The organism is Promicromonospora sp. NPDC057488 (genome assembly GCF_042802395.1).
Classification (GTDB): Bacteria; Actinomycetota; Actinomycetes; order Actinomycetales; family Cellulomonadaceae; genus Promicromonospora.
The window spans coordinates 1-19,576 of sequence record NZ_JBHVEG010000121.1 but is presented as its reverse complement, the minus strand read 5'-3'; the positions used below and the strand labels follow the sequence as shown (position 1 = coordinate 19,576).

Annotated in this window: 16 protein-coding genes; 7 read left to right on the top strand and 9 right to left on the bottom strand. The window is 74.6% G+C overall.

Annotated elements, in window-relative coordinates:
* Nucleotides 1-80: 80 nt before the first annotated feature.
* From hemL to hemE, 6 genes are all read right to left on the bottom strand, one after another.
* Complete coding sequence (gene hemL, locus ACFU5G_RS21110) at nucleotides 81-1,466, bottom strand: glutamate-1-semialdehyde 2,1-aminomutase (protein WP_377249267.1); 1,386 nt, start codon at nucleotides 1,464-1,466, stop codon at nucleotides 81-83.
* Nucleotides 1,463-2,410, bottom strand: coding sequence for a porphobilinogen synthase (gene hemB, locus ACFU5G_RS21105; protein WP_377249269.1), 948 nt, complete (start codon nucleotides 2,408-2,410; stop codon nucleotides 1,463-1,465). Before hemB ends, hemL begins: the two co-directional genes overlap by 4 nt.
* A gap of 121 nt (nucleotides 2,411-2,531) precedes the next feature.
* Nucleotides 2,532-3,497 carry a uroporphyrinogen-III synthase gene (locus ACFU5G_RS21100; protein ID WP_377249265.1) on the bottom strand — a complete coding sequence of 322 codons (966 nt, stop codon included), beginning with the start codon at nucleotides 3,495-3,497 and terminating at the stop codon, nucleotides 2,532-2,534.
* Nucleotides 3,494-4,540 carry a hydroxymethylbilane synthase gene (hemC, locus tag ACFU5G_RS21095; protein WP_377249263.1) on the bottom strand — a complete coding sequence of 349 codons (1,047 nt, stop codon included), beginning with the start codon at nucleotides 4,538-4,540 and terminating at the stop codon, nucleotides 3,494-3,496. Before hemC ends, ACFU5G_RS21100 begins: the two co-directional genes overlap by 4 nt.
* 124 nt (nucleotides 4,541-4,664) lie before the next feature.
* Complete coding sequence (locus ACFU5G_RS21090) at nucleotides 4,665-6,434, bottom strand: protoporphyrinogen/coproporphyrinogen oxidase (RefSeq protein ID WP_377249261.1); 1,770 nt, start codon at nucleotides 6,432-6,434, stop codon at nucleotides 4,665-4,667.
* Nucleotides 6,431-7,516 (bottom strand): uroporphyrinogen decarboxylase, encoded by a 1,086-nt coding sequence (hemE, locus tag ACFU5G_RS21085; RefSeq protein WP_377249259.1) that lies wholly within the window; start codon nucleotides 7,514-7,516, stop codon nucleotides 6,431-6,433. The genes ACFU5G_RS21090 and hemE overlap by 4 nt, the downstream gene beginning before the upstream one ends.
* 49 nt (nucleotides 7,517-7,565) lie before the next feature.
* Here hemE and ACFU5G_RS21080 point away from each other — a divergent pair, with 49 nt between their 5' ends.
* From ACFU5G_RS21080 to ACFU5G_RS21070, 3 genes are all read left to right on the top strand, one after another.
* Entirely contained in the window at nucleotides 7,566-9,047 is a 1,482-nt protein-coding gene (locus tag ACFU5G_RS21080; RefSeq protein WP_377249257.1) for a glutamyl-tRNA reductase, read from the top strand.
* Between the two features lie 171 nt (nucleotides 9,048-9,218).
* Nucleotides 9,219-10,640: a hypothetical protein gene (locus ACFU5G_RS21075; RefSeq protein WP_377249255.1), complete on the top strand. Its 1,422-nt coding sequence runs from the start codon at nucleotides 9,219-9,221 to the stop codon at nucleotides 10,638-10,640.
* 257 nt (nucleotides 10,641-10,897) lie between these two features.
* Nucleotides 10,898-11,770, top strand: coding sequence for a hypothetical protein (locus tag ACFU5G_RS21070; protein WP_377249253.1), 873 nt, complete (start codon nucleotides 10,898-10,900; stop codon nucleotides 11,768-11,770).
* A 66-nt stretch (nucleotides 11,771-11,836) separates the two neighbouring features.
* Here the strand turns inward: ACFU5G_RS21070 and ACFU5G_RS21065 are convergent, their stop codons facing one another.
* Nucleotides 11,837-13,135: a CoA transferase gene (locus ACFU5G_RS21065; RefSeq protein ID WP_377249251.1), complete on the bottom strand. Its 1,299-nt coding sequence runs from the start codon at nucleotides 13,133-13,135 to the stop codon at nucleotides 11,837-11,839.
* Nucleotides 13,136-13,220: 85 nt separating this feature from the next.
* Between ACFU5G_RS21065 and ACFU5G_RS21060 the strand changes: the two genes are divergently transcribed.
* The 3 genes from ACFU5G_RS21060 (at nucleotide 13,221) to ACFU5G_RS21050 (ending at nucleotide 16,190) form a co-directional block, all read left to right on the top strand.
* On the top strand, nucleotides 13,221-14,045 hold the full coding sequence (locus tag ACFU5G_RS21060) for a DUF5926 family protein (protein ID WP_377249249.1): 825 nt from the start codon (nucleotides 13,221-13,223) through the stop codon (nucleotides 14,043-14,045).
* A gap of 195 nt (nucleotides 14,046-14,240) precedes the next feature.
* Nucleotides 14,241-15,038, top strand: coding sequence for a glycosyltransferase (locus tag ACFU5G_RS21055; RefSeq protein ID WP_142032120.1), 798 nt, complete (start codon nucleotides 14,241-14,243; stop codon nucleotides 15,036-15,038).
* Nucleotides 15,039-15,071: 33 nt separating this feature from the next.
* Entirely contained in the window at nucleotides 15,072-16,190 is a 1,119-nt protein-coding gene (locus ACFU5G_RS21050) for a diacylglycerol/lipid kinase family protein (protein ID WP_377249247.1), read from the top strand.
* A gap of 25 nt (nucleotides 16,191-16,215) precedes the next feature.
* Here ACFU5G_RS21050 and ACFU5G_RS21045 read toward each other — a convergent pair whose 3' ends face one another.
* On the bottom strand, nucleotides 16,216-18,477 hold the full coding sequence (locus ACFU5G_RS21045) for a hypothetical protein (RefSeq protein WP_377249245.1): 2,262 nt from the start codon (nucleotides 18,475-18,477) through the stop codon (nucleotides 16,216-16,218).
* Between the two features lie 72 nt (nucleotides 18,478-18,549).
* Nucleotides 18,550-18,849 carry a LysR family transcriptional regulator gene (locus ACFU5G_RS21040; RefSeq protein ID WP_377249243.1) on the bottom strand — a complete coding sequence of 100 codons (300 nt, stop codon included), beginning with the start codon at nucleotides 18,847-18,849 and terminating at the stop codon, nucleotides 18,550-18,552.
* Between the two features lie 185 nt (nucleotides 18,850-19,034).
* On the opposite strand from ACFU5G_RS21040, the gene ACFU5G_RS21035 reads away from it, so the two are divergent.
* Nucleotides 19,035-19,520, top strand: coding sequence for a hypothetical protein (locus ACFU5G_RS21035; protein WP_377249241.1), 486 nt, complete (start codon nucleotides 19,035-19,037; stop codon nucleotides 19,518-19,520).
* Nucleotides 19,521-19,576: the final 56 nt, after the last annotated feature.

The window sequence follows — 19,576 nt, the reverse complement described above, 5'->3', positions numbered from 1 at the left end:
AGCTTGTCGAGACCCGGGTCTCGACAAGCTCGACCAGCGGCGGGGGTCTCGACAGGCTCGACCAGCGGCGGGGGCCTGGGCTAGCGCGGAGCGGCCGCCGCAGCGGCCCGCGCGGCCGCCGGGAGCGCGTCCAGGATCCGGTTGACGGCGTCGTCGTCGTGCGCCGCGGAGACGAACCAGGCCTCGAACACCGACGGCGGCAGGTTGACCCCGGCCGCCAGCATCGCGTGGAACAGGGCCGTGTACCGGAACGTCTCCTGCGCCTGGGCCTGCGCGTAGTCCCGCACGCCCGACGCCGCGGCCAGCGGCCCGAAGAACACCGAGAACAGCGAGCCCGCGCGCTGCACGCGGTGCTCCACGCCCTCGGTGGCCAGCGCCGCGCCCACGGCGTCCGACAGCACGCGCGAGACCTCGTCGACGTGGGCGTACACCGCGGCGTCGGCCAGCCGCAGGGTCGTCAGGCCCGAGGCGACCGCCACGGGGTTACCGGACAGCGTGCCCGCCTGGTAGACGGGCCCGAGCGGCGCCAGGTGGTCCATGACCGACGCCGGGCCGCCCAGCGCGGCGACGGGCATGCCGCCGCCGATGACCTTGCCGAACGTGAACAGGTCGGGCGTGTAGCCCTCGCCCCCGGCGGCCCGGATCGCGTCGTTCTCGACGCCCCACCAGCCGGCGGGACCCACCCGGAACCCGGTGAGCACCTCGTCCATGATGAACAGCGCGCCGTGCGCCGACGTGATGCGGCGCAGGCCCTCGTTGAAGCCCTCGACCGGCGGCACCACGCCCATGTTCGCGGGCGACGCCTCGGTGATGACGGCCGCGATCTCCGAGCCGCGCTGCGCGAACGCCGCCTCGACGGCCGCGAGGTCGTTGTAGGGGAGCACCAGCGTCTCGGCGGCGGTCGCCTCGGTCACGCCCGCCGAGCCCGGCAGGGCGAGCGTCGCGACGCCGGATCCGGCCTCGGCCAGCAGCGCGTCCATGTGCCCGTGGTAGCAGCCCGCGAACTTGATGACGAGCGGGCGGCCCGTGACCCCGCGGGCCAGGCGGATCGCCGTCATCGTCGCCTCGGTGCCCGTGGAGACCAGGCGCACGCGCTCGGCCGCGGGGACGCGGCGGCGCACCTCCTCCGCGAGCTCCACCTCGGCCACGGTCGGGGCGCCGAACGACAGGCCGCGCGCGGCGGCGTCCTGCACGGCGGCGACGACCTCGGGGTGTGCGTGCCCCAGCAGCGCGGGACCCCACGAGCACACCAGGTCCACGTACTCGCGCCCCGCGACGTCGGTGACGTACGGGCCGCTGGCCGAGGCGAGGAACCGCGGGTCGCCGCCCACGCTGCGGTAGGCCCGGACCGGCGAGTTCACGCCGCCGGGGATCGCGTCCTGCGCGCGCAGGAACGCCGCGTGGTTGGCCTCGGGCGCCCGGCGCAGCGCCTGGGCCTCGACGGTGTCTCGGGTCTCTTCGGTCACTTGATCCACTCCGCGATCTCGAGGGCCCAGTAGGTGAGGATGACGTCGGCGCCCGCCCGCTTGATGCTCGTGACCGACTCCAGGACGGCGCGGTCGCGGTCGATCCAGCCGTTCGCGCCGGCCGCCTCGATCATCGCGTACTCGCCCGAGACCTGGTACGCCGCCACCGGCACGTCGCTCCGGTCGGCGACGGCGCGCAGCACGTCCAGGTACGACCCGGCCGGCTTCACCATCACGAGGTCGGCGCCCTCGGCGAGGTCCAGGTCGGCCTCGCGCAGGCCCTCGCGGCCGTTCGCGGGGTCCATCTGGTAGGTCTTGCGGTCGCCCTGCAGCTCCGAGTCCACGGCCTCGCGGAACGGGCCGTAGTACGCGCTCGCGTACTTGGCGCTGTAGGCCAGGATGCTCGTGTCGGCGAGGCCCGCGTCGTCCAGCGCGTCCCGGATCGTCGCGACCTGGCCGTCCATCATGCCCGACGGCGAGATCACGTCGGCGCCGGCCTTGGCCTGCGCCACGGCCATGGAGGCGTAGCGGAGCAGCGTCGCGTCGTTGTCCACAGCCCCTGTGGACGTCAGGACGCCGCAGTGGCCGTGGTCGGTGAACTCGTCCAGGCAGGTGTCAGCCATCAGCACCGGGGTGGCGGCACCGGGGGCGAGCCCCTCGTCCAGCGCCGCGCGCGAGGCGCGCAGGGCCCGCTGCAGGATGCCGTCGGCGGCGTCGGCCTGCGAGCCGTTCGCGTCCTTGACCGAGGGGATGCCGAACAGCATGACGCCGCCCAGCCCCGCGTCGCGCGCGGCCCGCACGGCCTCGACCAGCGACTCCTCGGTGTGCTGCACCTGCCCGGGCATGCTCGCCAGTGGCACCGGCTCGGTCAGGCCCTCCTTGACGAAGAGGGGCAGCACCAGGTCGGCGGGGTGCAGGCGGGTCTCGGCGACCAGGCGGCGCATGCCCGGCGTGGCGCGCAGACGACGCGGCCGGTACACGATCCCGGTGGTGCTCACGGTGTCCTTCTTTCTCATGGTGGTGTCAGACGTACAGGTCACCGGGGTGACCTGTACGTCTGACAGGTCAGGTTCCGACGAGGGCTTGGGTCACGGCGTCGGCCAGGGCCGCGTCCGTGGGGGCGTCGGCCACGGCGAGCACCGTGTGCCCGACGGCTCGTGCCGTGCCGGCCGACGGCTCCCCGATCGCGACCACCCGCTGCGGGCCGAGCTGGGTCGCGACCTGGCGGGCGGCCGACCCGGAGGCGACCACGACGACGTCGTACCGCCTGCGCAGCTCGGGCGGGAGCTCGTGCGCGACCGTGCGGTAGGCCGTCACCACGTCGACGGCCCAGCCCTTGGCCACCAGACCTGCGCGGACGGTGTCGGCCGCGAGGTCGCCGAGCGGGAGCAGCACCCGGTGCGCGCGAGCGGCGCCGGCCGCGGGGTGGGCGTCGGCCGGGCTCGGGTCGCCCGGGGCTTCCGGGAACGCCTCGGCGAGCCCGGCGCCGGTCGCGGTCCGCGGCACGAGGTCGATCGCGAGGCCGTGCGCGGCCAGCGCCTGCTGCGTCGCGGGGCCGACGGCGGCCCACCGCACCCACCCGGTCGCGGGTGTGCCGGGAGCGTCGGGCGTGGCGCCCGGGGGAGCGTCGTGTACTCCGAGGTGTGTTGCGCTGGGTAGACGTTGTCTACTCCCGGCAAACGACCCCGAAGACGTGGTGTCTTCCCCCGGCCCGTCGGGGCCGCCGGCGGCTGCACCGTCCGGCGCCGGCCCGAGCAGGGCGTCCACGGCGTTCACGCTGGTGATCGCTACCCAGTCGTACGCGCCGCCGGCCAGGCGCTCGCGGGCGGCGTCGAGTTCCGCCGGGTCCTCGACCGGTGCGCGTTCGATCACCGGGGCCGCGACCGGGTCGAGCCCGCGCTCCCGCAGCAGCGCGACGAGCCCCGCGGCTCGCTCCGGTGCGCGCGCGACCAGCACGACGGGCCGCCGGGCCAGATCGGCGGGGCCGGCCGTTCCCGAGGGTCCGGCCGTAGGGTGGACCGGCTCGGTCACGCCTTCTCCGGCACGGTCGCGCTCAGGGGCGCGAGTCGCTCGGCGCCGTCGGCCAGCAGGTTCTCGGCGACGGCGACGCCCAGGGTCCGGGCGGCGGCGTCGAGGGCCTCGGGTGCGACGTCCGGGGACAGCGGCGTCTCGCCGGTGCGCGACATCTGCTCCGAGCCGTCCACGGCGGCCACGACGGACCGCAGGCGCAGCACCGAGCCGGTCACTGTGGCGTGCGCGCCGACGGGGGCCGCGCAGCCGGCCTCCAGACGGGCCAGCACGGACCGCTCGGCGAGCACCGCGAGGCGGGTCGGCCGGTGGTCGAGCAGGTGGATCGCCTCGGCGAGGTCGGGTGCCACGGGCGGGGCACCGGCGTCGGACACGATGTCGGCGGTGCGCACCTCCACGGCGAGCGCGCCCTGCCCGGGGGCGGGGGAGACGACGTCGACGTCGAGCACCTCGCTGATCACCTCGGTGCGGCCCAGGCGCGAGAGCCCGGCGTACGCGAGGACCACGGCGTCGAGGTCGGCCTCGGGGCCGAGCGCGCGGTTGAGCCGGGTGCCCACGTTGCCGCGGATGTCCACGACGTCGAGGTCCGGCCGGGCGGCGCGGATCTGCGCGGCGCGTCGCGGCGAGCCGGTGCCCACGCGCCCACCGTGCGGCAGCGTCGCGAGGGTCAGGCCGTCGCGTGCGCACAGGGCGTCGCGCGGGTCCTCGCGCTCGGGCGTCACGAAGGTGAGGCCGTCCGCGGGGGTGGTCGGCAGGTCCTTGAGCGAGTGGACGGCGACGTCGCAGCGGCCGTCCAGCAGCGCCTCGCGCAGCGCGGTCACGAAGACGCCGGTGCCGCCCAGGCTCACGAGGCTCCCGGTCTTCACGTCGCCCTCGGTCCGGATGTGCACCAGCTCGACCGGCCGGCCGGTCAGCTCCTCCAGGCGCCTGGCCACCAGACCGCTCTGGGTCGTGGCGAGGGCGCTCGCGCGGGTACCCAGGCGGATCGGCGTGGCGTCGGCCGGGGTGCTTCCTGAGGTGCTGACGGACAGGGGGGTCGGGGTCACCAACCCAGTCTCCACCCGAACCCCCGTCGGGAGGAAACCAGAAGGTGCCCGATGGACGGATTTCACATGGTTGGTGGCGTGCTGTCAGAACCTTGTGCCGGAACGCGCCGTCCGGCCCGCCTGATCAGCCCTTCTCGCCCAGCCGTTCGGCCGTGCGGCCCGCGTGCGCGACGATCGCCGCCAGCCCCGTCCCGGCGATCCAGCCGCCCGTGACGTCGAGGCCGGGCTCGGCCAGGACGACGTCCTCGAACTGCCGGACGGCGGCCCGGTAGGCCGGCGTCGGCGGGGGCAGCGCCCCGTCCCAGCGCTGGTGCAGGCTGTCCCGCACGCGCCCGGTCAGGTCGACGCCGAGCAACGCCGACGCGTCGCGAGCGGCCTCCTGCGTGGTGGGCTCCGGCGTCGGCTCGCCCAGGCGCCCGTAGCTGAGGCGCACCACGTGCGTCCCCGGCCCGACGGCGTCGCGCACCCGGCGGGCGAGCCACGGCCACTTCGCGGTCGCATGGGTCAGCGCCTTGGCGCGGACGGCGCCCGGCGCGGTGCCGGGGGCGACGAGCATCCCCGAACCGCGCGGCGCCGCGTCGAGCGCGGGCGCGTCCAGCAACAGGGTGACGAGCCGGATGTCGGCCCCCCGCTCGGGCCGCGCGGGCGGCTCCAGCGCGGACTGCTGCCCGGCGGCGTTGGCGTCGGTGGCGGCGGCGTTGGCGTCGGCATCGACTTCGGTCGGTTGCACTGAGACCGGTCCGTCAACCGACCGGTCTCGATGCGACCGACCGATCTCAAAGTCAGGCCCCAGGACCAGGGCGAACTCCGGGCGGGTCGCCAGGACCACGCGGGGCGTGCGCAGCGCGCCGCCGTCGGCCGTGCGGACCAGCCAGGCCGGCCCGGCCGTAGCCGCAGCACCACCGCCTGCCGCAGCCGCGGCGCCGCCGCCGGCCTCAGCCGCAGCACCACCGCCGGCCGCAGCCCCGGCGCTCCCGCCGGTGTTGGCCGCGGCGCCCGCGCCGGTGTTGGCCGCAGTGCCCCCGCCGGCCGCAGCCGCGGTGCCCCCGCCGGCGGCGTCCGCAGCGCCAGCACCCGTCCCGGCTCCGCCGTCGACTCGTTCCAGGCCCGTCACCCGGGCGCCGAACCGCACGTCCAGCCGCTCCACCAGGGTGTCGACCAGCGCGTGGACCCCGCCGTCGATCCCGCGCACCGCCGACCCGGGCGGCGCCGCGGCCCGCAGCGACGCGACGGCCCGCGACAAGGACCCGGTCCGCTCGTAGGCGTCCAGCAGCCCGGGGGCGACGGCGGCGACGTCCAGCCGGTCGAGCGGCGCCGAGTGCACGCCGGCCGCGACCGGCGTGACCAGCCGGTCCGCGACCCGCGAGCCGAGCCGCGACCGCGTGAGGGCCCCGAGGTCGGTCGGGTCGACGAGCCGCGCCGGCAGCACCCGGTCGAGCGACGCCCGCAGCACGCCCGGCCAGCCGATCGCGCGGCGCACGTCGGCGGCCCACGGCCGCGAGGGGATGCCCAGGACGCCGGCGGCCGGCAGCGGGAAGGCGCGCCCGGCGGCGTAACCCCAGGCGGAGAGGCCGGCGGGAGCCTCGACGGTCAGTCCGAGCCCGGCGACGAGCCGCTCCACGGCCCCGCCCCGCACCGCGAACGACTCGGCCCCGAGGTCCAGGGGCACGTCGGGCAGCGATCCGAACGACCCGCCCCGGATCGGCCCGCCCGCCCGGTCGGCCGCCTCCAGCACGACGACGCGCAGCCCGCGTTCCGCGAGCGTGTGCGCGGCGACCAGCCCGCCGATCCCGGCCCCGACGACGACGGCGTCGGCCACCTCGACGGCGCGGCTCGCCTCCCCGGCGCGACCCGTCTCGGCACCGCCGTCCCCCGCCGCGCCCGAGGAGGTCACAACGAGTGGACCAGCTCGACCACGCGGGTCAGCACCGTCGGGTCCGTGTCCGGCGGCACGCCGTGACCCAGGTTCACCACGTGCCCGGGCGCCTTGAGCCCGCGTGAGACGACGTCGCGCACGTGCGCCTCCAGCACTTCCCACGGGGCGGCCAGGAGCGCGGGGTCGATGTTCCCCTGCAGCGGGACGCCGGGCAGCAGCGCCGCGGCCTCGTCGAGCGGGGTCCGGTAGTCGATGCCCACGGCGTGGTCGGTCAGGCCCGCGTCGGCCAGGACCTTGCGCATCGCGGGCAGCAGGTGCCCGGTGCCGGTGCCGAAGTGGATGGCGGGCACGCCGGCGTCGGCGACGTACGACAGCGCCCGCGTGGACGACGCGGCGACCCGCGACGTGTAGTCCGCCAGGGACAGCGAGCCGGCCCAGGAGTCGAACAGCTGGACGGCGCTGGCGCCCGCCTCGACCTGCGCCCGGAGGAACGACCCGGTGAGATCGGCGGTCCACGTCACGAGCGCGTCCCACGTCTCGGGGTCGGCGTGCATCAGGGTGCGCGCGGCGAGGTGGTCACGCGACGGGCGGCCCTCCACGAGGTAGGCCGCCAGCGTGAACGGCGCGCCGCCGAACCCGAGGAGCGGCGTCGACCCGAGCTCCGCGACGGTCAGGGCGACGGCCGCCCTGATGGGCTCCAGGGCGGCGTCGTCCAGCGTGCGGGAGGTGAGCCGGGCGACGTCCTCGGCCGTGCGGTAGGGCTGGTCCATGACCGGGCCCACGCCCGCCGTGATGTCCACGCCCACCCCGGCCAGCTTGAGCGGCACCACGATGTCCGAGAAGAAGACGGCGGCGTCGACGCCGTGCCGGCGGACGGGCTGGAGTGTGATCTCGGCCGCGAGCTCGGGCCGCAGGCAGGCCTCCAGCATCCCGGTGCCCCGGCGCACCTCGCGGTACTCGGGCAGGGAGCGGCCGGCCTGCCGCATGAACCAGACGGGCGTGCGACCAGGACGTTCACCCCGGAGCGCCTGCACGAGAGGTGCGGCGGTGGTCCGCCCGTCGGCGAGCGGGTGGGCAGGGGCGATCGTGGTGGACTTCACGCTTCACGATTCTGCCCTGCCCGGCCGTGGTGCATAAAGTTGGAGCACTGTGGTTCTCCTCTCCCTCACCGCCAGCCACCGCGAGCTCGACCTCGACGCGCTGGAGCGCCTGTCCACGGGTTCGTCGTCAGTGGGCCGTGTCGTCGTGGGCACGTGCGGTCCCGTCGCCGGCGCCGTGGTCATCTCCACGTGCAACCGCTTCGAGCTCTACCTCGACGTCGACGCGCCGCTCAGCGGCGACAGCGTGCGGCACGCGACGCGCCACGTGGCGCAGCTCGTGGCCCACGCGTCGGGCGTGACCGGCGACGTCGCCGCGCGCAGCTTCACCGTCCGCACCGGCCCGGAGGTCACCGAGCACCTGTTCGCCGTGGCGTCGGGCCTGGACGCGATGGTCGTGGGCGAGCGCGAGATCGCCGGCCAGGTGAAGCGCTCGCTGGCCATCGCCCGCGAGCAGGAGACCACCTCCAAGACCCTCGAGCTCCTGTTCCAGACGGCGTCGCGCACCTCCAAGCGCGTCGGCACCGAGACGGAGCTCGGTGCGGCAGGCCGCTCCGTCGTCGCCCTCGCGCTGGACCTCGCCGAGACCGAGCTGCCGCCGTGGGACGGCGCGCGCGCCGTGCTGATCGGCACCGGCTCGTACGCGGGTGCCTCGGTCGCGGCCCTGCGGGCCCGCGGCTGCGCGGACATCGGCGTCTTCTCCCAGTCCGGCCGGGCCGCGACCTTCGCCGAGTCGCACGGCGTGCGGCCGGTCGACTCCCTCGTCGAGGCCCTCGCCGACGCCGACATCGTGGTGAGCTGCAGCGGCGCCCGCGGGCGGGCGCTCGCGGCGCGCGCGGAGTCCGACGAGGAGCAGCTCGGCGCCATGGTGGCCGGGAACTTCGGCGGCCAGACGACGCTGCCGCAGGGACTGTCGGGCGACGGCGGCCCCGAGGCGAGCCTGGGCCACGTGCTCGACGCCGCCGCGGTGGTGCGCGCCCGGGAGCGGGCCGCGGAGCGCGCCGGCGACGAGCCGGAGCCCCGCCCGCTCGTGATCCTGGACCTCGCCCTGCACCGCGACGTCGACCCGCGCGTGGCCGACGTCGAGGGCGTGCTGCTCTACGACCTCGCCACCCTGAAGGCGCACGCGCCCGCGGTCGCGCGGGACGTCGTCGCGCACGCGCAGGACATCGTGGACACCGCCGCCCGGCGCTTCGAGGAGACGCGCCTGGGCCGCGAGGCCGACGCCGCCGTCGTCACCCTGCTGGACGAGGCGGAGGTGCGGGTGGTGGCCGAGATCGACGCCGCCGTCGCCCGGCTGACCGACGAGCTCGCGCTGCGCGGCGAGCCCGCCCCCGAGGAGTCCGACGTCGACGTGATCGCCCGCGACGTGCGCAAGCGGGCGCACGCCGAGCTGCACGACCAGATCGTCGCCGTCCGCGCGCGGGCCACCGCCGAGGCACGTGCCGCGGAGGCCGCGCTGGTCCAGGGCGCCGAGGCCCTGACCCTGGAGGCGTCCGCCCAGCGAGACGCCGACCACCCCACACGCCGATAATCAACCGGTGATAATTGTCCGGATAAGCCGGGCGGACTGGTATCTCGGGTCCAAAGCTGTCTTCGTTATCGAATCGTGATCTGGGTGATTTTATTCACCCGGTGGTCCGCACTAGGTTCGGTGGCTCAAGGACCGAACGCGCATTTGCGCATCGAGATGCTGGAGCACCTTTTGAAGCACGCAGCACACAAGAAGAAGACCGCATCGGCGGGCGCGCGGACCATCGCGACCGTCGCCATCGCAACCGCGGCCACGAGCATGGCCGCGCCGGCCATGGCCGCCGAGGCCTCGCCGCTGGACTCCCTCGGGGGCCTCGGCACCACCGCCGAGGGCCTGAAGTCGACCGTCCCGGCCCTGTCGTCGACCTCGATCGACCTCAGCGAGCTGACCGGCTCGCTGCCGGCGACCGACGTCGTCACGGACGTGGTGAAGAAGGCAGAGCTGCCCGCCTCGATCGCCCCCACCACGGCCCTCGCGCCCAACTACGAGCCGGCCCAGTACGTGTCCGGCGCCCTCCAGGGCGCGGCACCCCAGGTCGTCTCCGGTGTCCTCTCCGGCGTGACCGGCGGCTCGGCCGTCTCCGGCGTGACCGGCACCGCCAAGGCGGCGCTGGCGAACGTGCTCGGCGGCGGCGTGGTCGGCACCGCGACCGGTGTCGTCGGCACCGCGACCGGCGTGGTCGGCAACGCGACCGGCGTCGTGCACGGCGTCGCCGGTGGCGCGCTGCAGGGCGACGTCGTGAACGGTGTCGTGGGCGGCGTGGCCGCGGGCGACGTCGTGTCCGGTGCCACGGGCACCGTGGCGGGCGTCGCGGGCGGCACCGTGGACGGCGTGCCGGCCACCGTGGCCGACGTGATCCGCAACGTGCCGAACGTGCTGGGCGGCGTGACCGCTCCGGTCGCCGGCCTCACCGCCAACCTGCCGGGCGTGCTCGGCGGCGTGGGCGGCGTCGTGAACAGCGTCGTCTCGAACGTCCCCGGCGTCGTCGCGAGCGTCCCGGGTCTCGTCGCCAAGGTCACCACCCCGGCCGCCGGTGCGGTCGAGACGGTCGTGGGCGACGTCGCCGTGGACGGCGTCGTCAAGCCGGCCGTGACCGAGGTCGTGCCGGGTGCCGTGGGCACCGTCCAGGGCAGCGTCGTGCCGGGTGTCACCTCGACCGTCGGCAACGTGACCGGCTCCGTGGTCCCGGGTGCCGTGGGCACCGTGACCCGCGACGTGGTGCCGGGTGTCGTCGACGGCGTCGCCAAGCCCGTCGTCGGGGACGTCGTGCTCGGCGGGGTCGTCGGTGACGTCGTCAAGGGCAACGTCGTCGAGGACGTCGTGACGCCGGTCGTCAAGGACACCGTCGTGGACGGCGTGGCCAAGCCGATCGTCAAGGATGTCGTCGTGGACGGTGTCGCCAAGCCCGTCGTGAAGGACGTGGTGGTGGACGGCGTGGCCAAGCCCGCCGTGAAGACCGTGACCGACACCGTCGAGGGTGTCGCCGGCGGTGCCGTGAAGAGCACCGTGGGTGGCGTGACCGGCGCCGTGGACGGCCTGACCGGGGGTGCCGTGAGCGGCCTCACCGGTGGCCTGCTGGGGGGTCTCTCCTGAGCTGATTCCCCCGAGAGGACCCCAGCCTCTTCGGTCTTGACCTTGACGTATGCGGGGTGGAGCGCCTTTGGCGCTCCACCCCGTTTGCGTTCTTCGGCGCTTTGAGAAGGTTCCATTCTTTCGTCCGTTGTTATCGAATCGTTACCATCGCATCTGGTTTTTCCGGTGTACCCCTTTTTCCTGCTATTACCGATCAGGTAACGTGCGAGGCAGCCCGGGTTCCGGGCCGTCGTAGCCGATCAGCTGGAGCAGCTCTCATGAAGCACGCCGCAGTCAAGACCTCGTCCGTCGCCAGGTCCACGGCCACCCGTGTCGTGGCGACGCTCGCGCTCGCCACCGCGGCGACCGCCATCGCCAGCCCGGCGATGGCGCACGAGGGTCGCGGGAACGGCGGGAACGACGGGCGCTCCGCGGACTACGACCGCGGCCACGACCGGGGTCGCGACGGCCACCAGGGCGGCCGCCACTCCGACCAGGCGCCGCGCTCGTACCAGCCGGCCGCCTACACGCAGCCGAACTACGACGTGCCGCAGTACAACGGGTCCCAGGACAAGTCCGACGAGGGCCGCTCCGACGGCAACTGCGGTCGTGGCGGGTCCGAGGGCGGCCGCAACCAGGCGCAGGGCAACCAGGCGCAGGGTCACGAGGCCGGCTGGAGCCACGAGGACCGCGAGAAGGTGCGCGACGCCGTCCGGGAGTACGTCAAGGAGGCGAACGACGCGGCCGCCGAGGCGCAGCCGCAGGTCGAGGCCGAGAAGCCCGCCGCGCCCGCCGAGAAGCCGGCGACCGCCGAGGTGGCGAAGCCTGCCGAGACCGCGACCACGACGACGGTGGCCACCGCCGCCGAGCCGCTGAGCGCCGTCCAGGCGCCGGGCCAGCAGTGGGAGGGCACGCCGGAGGCGGTCGACACCTCCGGTGCCGAGCTCACCGCGTACGTCCCCGGCGAGGGCGCCGCTGCCGAGAGCATCGAGCAGAACGCCTCCACGCTCACCGAGGCCACGCTGGACGCGCCTGTCCGCCTCGCCACGACCGGTGCCGAGGCGACGGCCCTGACGGCGGCGGCCGGCGCCCTGGTCCTCGGCGGCGCGGGCTCGCTCCTGGTCGCCCGCCGCAGCCGCATCCGCGCCTGAGGTTCTTCCCGAGCCGGGCCTGACGAGGCCCCGGGCCCCTCGGCCCGGGCGCCGTCGTCGGCCCGGTCAGGTCCCCCGGCCCCCGCGGGTGCGCCAGCCCGGCGCGTCCGTGCCCCACGCGTGCGCGGGGTACGGGTAGTCGTCGTACCCCGGCAGCACCGGCCGCGCCGCGGTCACGCCCGCGTGCGTCACGGTCACCCCGGGGCCGTCGGCCGGCCCGCTGCCCGACGGCGCCGCGGCGGCCGGGTGCAGCGGGTCCCGTCCCGGCAGGTCCAGCAGCCAGGCCGCGGTGCGGGCGAGCGAGACCGAGACGTCACGGCCGAGCCCGTCGTGGTCCCGCAGGACGAGCGCGTCCACGACGCCCGCCGCGAGCAGGTACCCCGAGGCGTGGTCGAGCGCCTGGGCGGGCAGCGCGCCAGGGGCTCCGTCCCGGCCCTCCAGCAGCGCGATGCCGCTGGCCGCCTGCACTATCGAGTCGAACCCGCGCCGGCCCGCCCACGGCCCCTCGTCGCCCCAGGCGGACACCCGGCCGGTGACCACGCCGGGCGGCACCCGCAGGCCCAGTCCCTCGACCGCGCCCGGCCGGTAGCCGGTCACGAGCACGTCCGCGGAGTCGAGCAGGTCCTGCGCGGTGCGGTGGCCGTGCTCGTCCTTGAGGTTCAGCACGGTGCTGCGCTTGCCCTGCCCCGAGTCGAGGTGCTGCCAGCCGATCTCCGCGGGGTCCGGCGGGTCCACCCGCAGCACGTCCGCGCCCAGCAGGGCCAGCGTGCGCGTGGCCACCGGCCCCGCGATCACCCGCGTCAGGTCGAGCACGCGGACGCCCGCCAGCGGTGCGGCACCGTCCGCCACCGCGCGCGGTATCGGGCCGGCGTCCCGCACCCGTACGCGCACCAGCGGTCCGGACGCGGCGGCGAGGCCCGGCGCCGACTCCCGCCACTCCTGCTCGGTCCGCACGCGCGCCACGATCGCGCCGACGCGGGCGGCCTGGCCCTCCAGGTCGTGCGCCGCGAGGCCGGCGAGGCGCTCGGCGAAGGCGTCCCGGCCGACGTCGTCGGGCAGGGCGACGAGGTCCGTCAGGCGGGAGCGGTGGTGCGGGTAGTTCGCGTGCGTGCGGACCCAGCCGTCGGCCGTGCGGAAAAAACCGGAGAGCGGGGCGAACCCGGGGACGGGCTGCCCGTCGAGCGTGAGGACCCGGTCGGACGCGAAGCCGGCCGCGACCCGCGCGGGGTCGGGCGGGGCCAGGTCTGCCGGCCCGGCGCCGCCGTCCGCCGGCCGTCCGGCCCGCGCGGCCGCCCGCTGCACGGACCGGACGGCGTCGAGCGCGAGGTCCAGCACGGGCAGGTGGGCGGCGAGCCAGGGTTCCACGCTTCCATCATGTCCCGCCCGCACTGCTGCGAAAACATCACCGGCCCGACAGATCTGCCTCCATCCGCGCGGATACACTCGCCGCATGGCCAAGAACCCCTCCTCCGACTTCGTGCTCCGGCCCTTCGAAGGTCTCCCCGGGGAGACCGACTGGGTGTCGATGCGCGAGATCGTCCCGTCGGCGACCGCAACCGCTCGCACCACCGCCGAGTACGGCTCCCGCGACGTCACGGTCGTGACGCTCCTGCCGGGCGCCTGGACGGCGCTGCACCGGGCCGACGGCACGCTGCTGCTCGCGGTGCAGGGCATCGTCGGCTCGGGCGACGTGAGCCGCGACCTCGCGGCCGCCCTGCTGGACGCGATGGAGCTGGAGCCGGGCACGGCCGTCGAGTCGGTCGAGCTGCCGGGCGAGGGCCCGCGCCTGCAGGACGTGCTCGACCTGAGCGTCCCGTTCGAGGTCACCGTGCACGACACGTTCGACTACTGGCTCGACCCGAGCGCCGACCTCACGCCGGACCTCAAGCAGAGCCTGGAGGACGCCGCCGACGGTGCGATCCCCACCGTCAAGGTGTCGTCGGTCGAGTCGGCCTACTGGTGCAGCATGTCGCGCGAGTTCCTCCGCTGGGCCCGTCCGGAGCCCGAGGACGACGTGATCGACGCGATCTCCCGGCTGCACGCAAAGCGGGAGTCAGGGCTCGCGGGTGGAAGGTTCGTGGGAGCGTTTCGCGCGTCCGGCCTGGTGGTCCCGGTCTGGGAGCTGCCGAGGGGGACCCAGGCCGAGGACCTGGAGGGCCCGGTCACGGAGCTGGGCGAGAAGCTCGCGAAAGCACTTTCCATCAAGGAGCCGCTTGATGCGAACGAGCGACGCGCAAGAGCAGGTATCGTCTCTCGGCAGGTCACCCTGCGCTAGACCGGACGCCCCGGCCGGTCCTGCGCGAGCGACCCGGAACGCTAGGGCAGTCACCGCGGATCGCCACGAGCGACCCTGGTTTCGGCAACTAGCGGACCAAGGGAGTAGGATTCCAGGGGTAAACCTTTGCACTCACCAAGCAAAGGGCTATCCGAACACCCACCAAGGCAAATCGACGCTTCAGGCAGGACAGGTGTGAACGCTCTCCCGGTCGCGAAGACCACGCGTCCCGGCAATGCACAGGCAGGCAAGAACGTCCAGCGGGTGGCGGCGATCATCCCCGCCAAGGACGAGGCCGAGCGCATTGCCGCTACCGTGCGCTCTGCGCGTGCGATCCCACACGTCGACCTCGTGCTCGTGGTCGACGACGGCTCCGAGGACGACACGCAGCACGTCGCGCGTGCCGCCGGCGCCGTCGTCGTGCGCCACTCCCACAACCGCGGCAAGGCCGCCGCGATGGAGACCGGCGCCGCGGTGGTGGCCATGCGCGACGCCGACGGGCGCCCCCCGCGCCTGCTCATGTTCATCGACGGTGACCTCGGCGACACCGCCGTGAACACCGCGCCCCTGGTGCGCCCCGTCCGCGAGGGCGTGGCCGACCTCGCGATCGCCCTGCTGCCCAAGCAGGCCGGCGCGGGCGGCCGCGGCGTCGTCGTCGGCGCGTCCCGCCGGGCGATCGAGGCGATGACGGGCTGGAGCCCGTCGCAGCCGCTGTCCGGCATGCGCTGCCTCACCCGTGAGGCCTTCGAGGCCGCCACGCCGCTCGCCCGCGGCTGGGGCGTCGAGACGGGCATGACGATCGACCTGCTGCGCAAGGGGTACGTCGCCGTCGAGGTGCCGTGCGACCTCAAGCACCGGGCGTCCGCCAACGACCTCAAGGGCCAGATCCACCGGGCGGCCCAGTACCGCGACGTCCTGCTCGCCGTGAACGCCCGCAAGATGCGCGGCGCGGTGGACGCCGTGCGGCACGCGGGCTCGAACGTCCGCAGCTGATCGGCCCCCAGGCAGGACCCGTACTCTGACCCCATGGAGTGGCAGGCCTGGCTCGGGATCGTCGCGATCGGCATCGGCGTACTGGTCCTTGCGGTAGCCGTCGGTGCCTGGTCGCAGCAGGCCTGGATGCGGCGTCGGGACGGACGGCGGGCGGTCCCGCAGAGCGTGCAGGCGGCGCTCCGGGTCGCCGTCGTCGTGAACCCCTCCAAGCTGCACGCGGGCGCGCTGCCCGGCCTGGTGCGCGCGCACTGCGAGGCGCACGGCCTGCCGGAGCCCCTCTGGTACGAGACGACGATCGACGACCCGGGCAAGGGCCAGGCCCGCCAGGCGCTGGCCGACGGCGCGGACATCGTGATCGCGGCCGGCGGCGACGGGACCGTGCGTGCCGTCGCCGAGTCGATGGTGGGCACGGGCAAGCCGATGGGCGTGCTGCCGGTCGGCACGGGCAACCTGCTGGCGCGCAACCTCGAGCTGCCGCTGACCGGCGTAGGCGAGGCCCTCGACGTGATCCTGAACGGCCGCACCCGGGCCATCGACGTGGGCTGGCTGCGGGTCGTGCAGTTCGCGGACACCCCGCGCAACGACGAGCACCCCAACCAGCCCGACCACGAGCCCGACACGGAGCGCGAGCACATCTTCCTGGTCATCGCGGGCCTGGGGTTCGACGCCGCGATGGTCGCGACCGCCGACTCCGACCTGAAGAAGAAGGTGGGCTGGGTCGCCTACTTCGTCGCGGGGCTGTCCCACATGCAGGCCCGGCGCATGCGCGCCACCCTGCAGCTCGACGGTCACCCGCCCGTGGACGCCCGCGCCCGCTCGATCATGGTGGGCAACTGCGGCATGCTCCCCGGCGGCGTCACCCTGCTGCCCGATGCCGTGCTCGACGACGGTGTGCTGGACGTCGCGGCCGTCGACGTGCGCGGCGGGGTGCTCGGCTGGGCCCAGCTGACCCTCGAGATCGCCATGCAGGGGGTGGGGGTGCGCAACGAGCTGCCGGAGAAGCTCGGCCGCATCGACCACACCAAGGCCCGCCGCGCGCGCATCCGCGTGCCGGCCGGCGAGGAGGCCCAGGTGGACGGCGACCCGCTGGGGCGCGCGGTCGAGATCGACGTGCACGTGGAGGCAGGCGCACTGCTCGTCCGCGCGCCCTGACCGGGCGGGCGGCGTCCGGGTCGGGTCAGGAGCTCGAGCTGGGCACGGAGCTCGAGCTCGGCACGGTGCCGGCGGCGGAGCTCTCGCTCGAGCCGGTGATGCTGCGGAGCTGTCCCAGGGCGACGAGCGGTACCGCGGCGAACAGCATCTGCGTGGCGATCCGGATGCCGTAGTCGTTGACGAGGCCGCCGGCGATAGCGGCGAGCACCAGGCTGACGAGCGCCGGGCGCAGGAGCGGCCACTTCGTGGAGAGGTCCTCCAGCCACCCCGCACGGACCCGGGAGCCGTGGTGCAGGGCCAGGGCGATCCACACCAGGATTACGAGCGTGAGCCACGCCGTCGGCCCGGCGAGGAGCGACGCGAACGCGTAGCCCGCCTTGCGCAGCAGGGTCTCGACGGCGGTCCCGTCCACCACCTGCTGCACGAACGTCCCCAGGTGCGTGCGCTGCTCCTCCGGGCGCATCCAGTCGAGGACGCCCACCGCGCCCACCAGCACGAAGCCGACGACCGTCGTCAGGAGCAGCCGGCTCCACGTGACCCGCGCGCCCAGGGCGGCGAGGGCGACGATGGCGAAGACCGGGAGCAGGACGAGCGCGCCGCCGACGTCGGCCCCGAGGGTGGGCCACAGGTCCACGACGGTGGCGATGCCGCCGATGAGGACCACGGTGACCGCACCCGCGACCTTGCCCCACCTGCGGGTGACGAGGGTCGCGAGCCCCGCGGCGGCGAGGACGGCGGCCACGACGTACACCGAGTACGTCGGGTTCCCGAAGCCGTAGTAGCGGCCGCCCAGGGTCGGCGCCGCGCCCAGCGGGCTCGCCCGGTGCAGCGGCGTGCCGACCAGGGCGTCCACGGTGAGGAGTACGAACGTGAAGGTCGCGACGAGCGTCGGGGCGAACCAGACCGGGCGCCGTGGCGCCAGGGCGCCGAGCCCGGCGACCAGGGTCGTCAGGCCGATCCACGTCAGCCAGAGCCCGATCGACGGGTGCGCCTCCCACTCCCACCACGGGACCGCCCCGACCATGAAGATGGCCGCGGGGGCCGCCGCGCACCAGAGCAGCGTCATCTCCAGCACCCGCCGCCAGGCGACCGACGACCCGCTGCCCGGTGCCGAGCCAGACCGTGGCAGGACGAGCACGATGACGCAGAGCGCCGCGAGGGACAGCCCCGTGGTGATGCTTGTCATCACGCCGCTGGAGCCGCGCAGCGTGTGGTCGCGGATGCTCAGGGAGGCGAGCTGGTCGACCGTCTCCTCGGACGACGCCGGCCGCTCGCTGCCCACGGCGATCGACGCCCCGGTGAAGTCGGCGGGGATGGGGGCGCCGGCCGTGCGCACCAGGGTGGTCGGCACGTCGAGGAGCCGGAAGACGCCGAGCCAGTGCGTGGCGCCCGACGTGAGGTACGCGCGGCTGTCCCCTGCCTGGTCGGGCTCGCGGACGAGGCTGAACCCCAGGCTGCGCCGCCCGGGGGCGGGGTTCCCGACGTCCGCGACGAGCACTGAGGCGTCGGCCGGGGCCGCGTCGATGATGTCGCCGACCCGTTGGTCGAGCGCACGGAGGGCCTCGTCCCGTTCGGCGCCCTCGGTGGTCGCCGCGTCCGGGATCGGGACCCGGGTCGCGTCCGCCGTCGGGTCGCGGTGGTACGGCACGCTGCCGGCGTCCACCACGGTGAGCGGGCAGGCGAAGGCGTCGGCCGGATCCGCCTCGGCTGCATCGGCCGACCGGTAGCGGTCGACGGTGCCGTCACGGCCGGCGAGCGCGAGGGCTGCCCCCGGCCCGATCGCCGTCGCGCACTCCCCGGTCGTCGCCAGCGCAGCCCCGAGGGTGCCCGGGTGAGGGCGGAACTCCGAGCCGCTCTGCAGCGAGACCAGCTCGTCCCAGCCGTCCAGGCGGGCGCCGTCCTGCTCCGGGGTCACGCCCCAGTCGGCGCACTGCCACACGTCGTCGACGTAGTCTCCGGTGGCCGTCGTGCGCCCGGCGGACAGGCTGAGCCACCCCGCGGCCGGGCAGGAGGCGGAGGTCGACGTGACCGCCGGGGTGCTGCCACCCGCGGGCGCTCCCGCGTCGAGGAGGCCCCACAGGTTGGGTGTGGTCTCCGGCCGGATGTCCTGCCACCGCAGGCCCTCGGTGCCCACCACCACGACCGGGGAACCGGCGGTCAGGACGGGCGTACCGCCGTCGGACACGTCGCCGGCGCGGGGGCCCGGCAGGCCGAGGGCTGCGAACGTACCTACCAGTGTCAGTACTGCCAGGGCGATCGCGGTGAGAGAGCGGACAGGAAATATCACCTCGTTAGCCTAAGCCGAGCAGGACCGCGCGCCCGGCAGGAGGGGTCCGATCGCGGGTGATGCCCGCCGGTGTCACCCGCGCGTGCCCTCCTGGCGGTGATGCGCCTCACTCGCGCCGAGGTCGAGCATCTGGTCGACCAGCCTGATCGCCGACTCGCCCAGCCGCAGGAACGCCGACCCGTGCGGGGTGGCCACGAAGCGCCCCTCGCGCCGGTTGAACAGGGTGACCCCCAGCTTTCGCTCGACGGTGTTGAGGTGGTTGCTGACCGCCGAGACGGAGAGGCCGAGGGCCTGCGCGGCCGCCGTCACGGTGCCGAACCGGTCGACCGCGACGATCGAACGGATCTGCGCTATGGAGACGATGCGTATCACCTGCGACTTCTTCTGGGGTGCCGCAAAACCTAACACGCGATACGGCAACTGCTGGCGAAAAACTCCATGAATCGTGGAACTTTGCCGAGTATTGTCGACGCGCCGTTCGGACCCATCTAGCGTCCTTCGTGAGCATGGCTTGGTGCTTTGCTCAATATGTCCTCATATGAGTGGAGGAATGTGCAATGGGTAGATGGCTGCGGAACATGACTGTGGTGGTGGCGGTGACCGTGGGTCTGGTCGGCGCCGGGACCGGCGCCTATGCGCTCCAGAAATGGGGAACGATCAATGCCATGGACGGAAATACCCGTCTGGGCAGCGCGTACGGCACCGCGTACTTCGACGACTCGACGGGCGACAGGTGGTATTTCAAGTCGCACTACACCGATCGCCGGGACAACGGGAACGGGGTCTACACCAACACGGCCTGGTACTTCAACGGGAGCTACTGCTACCCGGCCGGTGAGGGCTCGGTGGGCTGCACCGCCGGCTGGTACGGCGACGGCGCCACCAACACGGCCGTGACCAGCGCCAGCCGGACCGGCTACTCCGGCAAGGCGCTCAAGGGGACGGCCGAGTCGATCCGGGGCGGTATCCGGGTCTGCCAGTCCGACGCGTTCGCGGACACGTGCAGCCATCGCACATTCCGGGGCATGAGCTACCGGAACTAGCTCACCGGAATCACCGGACCGGAGGCACAAGGGCCCATCGGCGCAGTGCGCGCCGA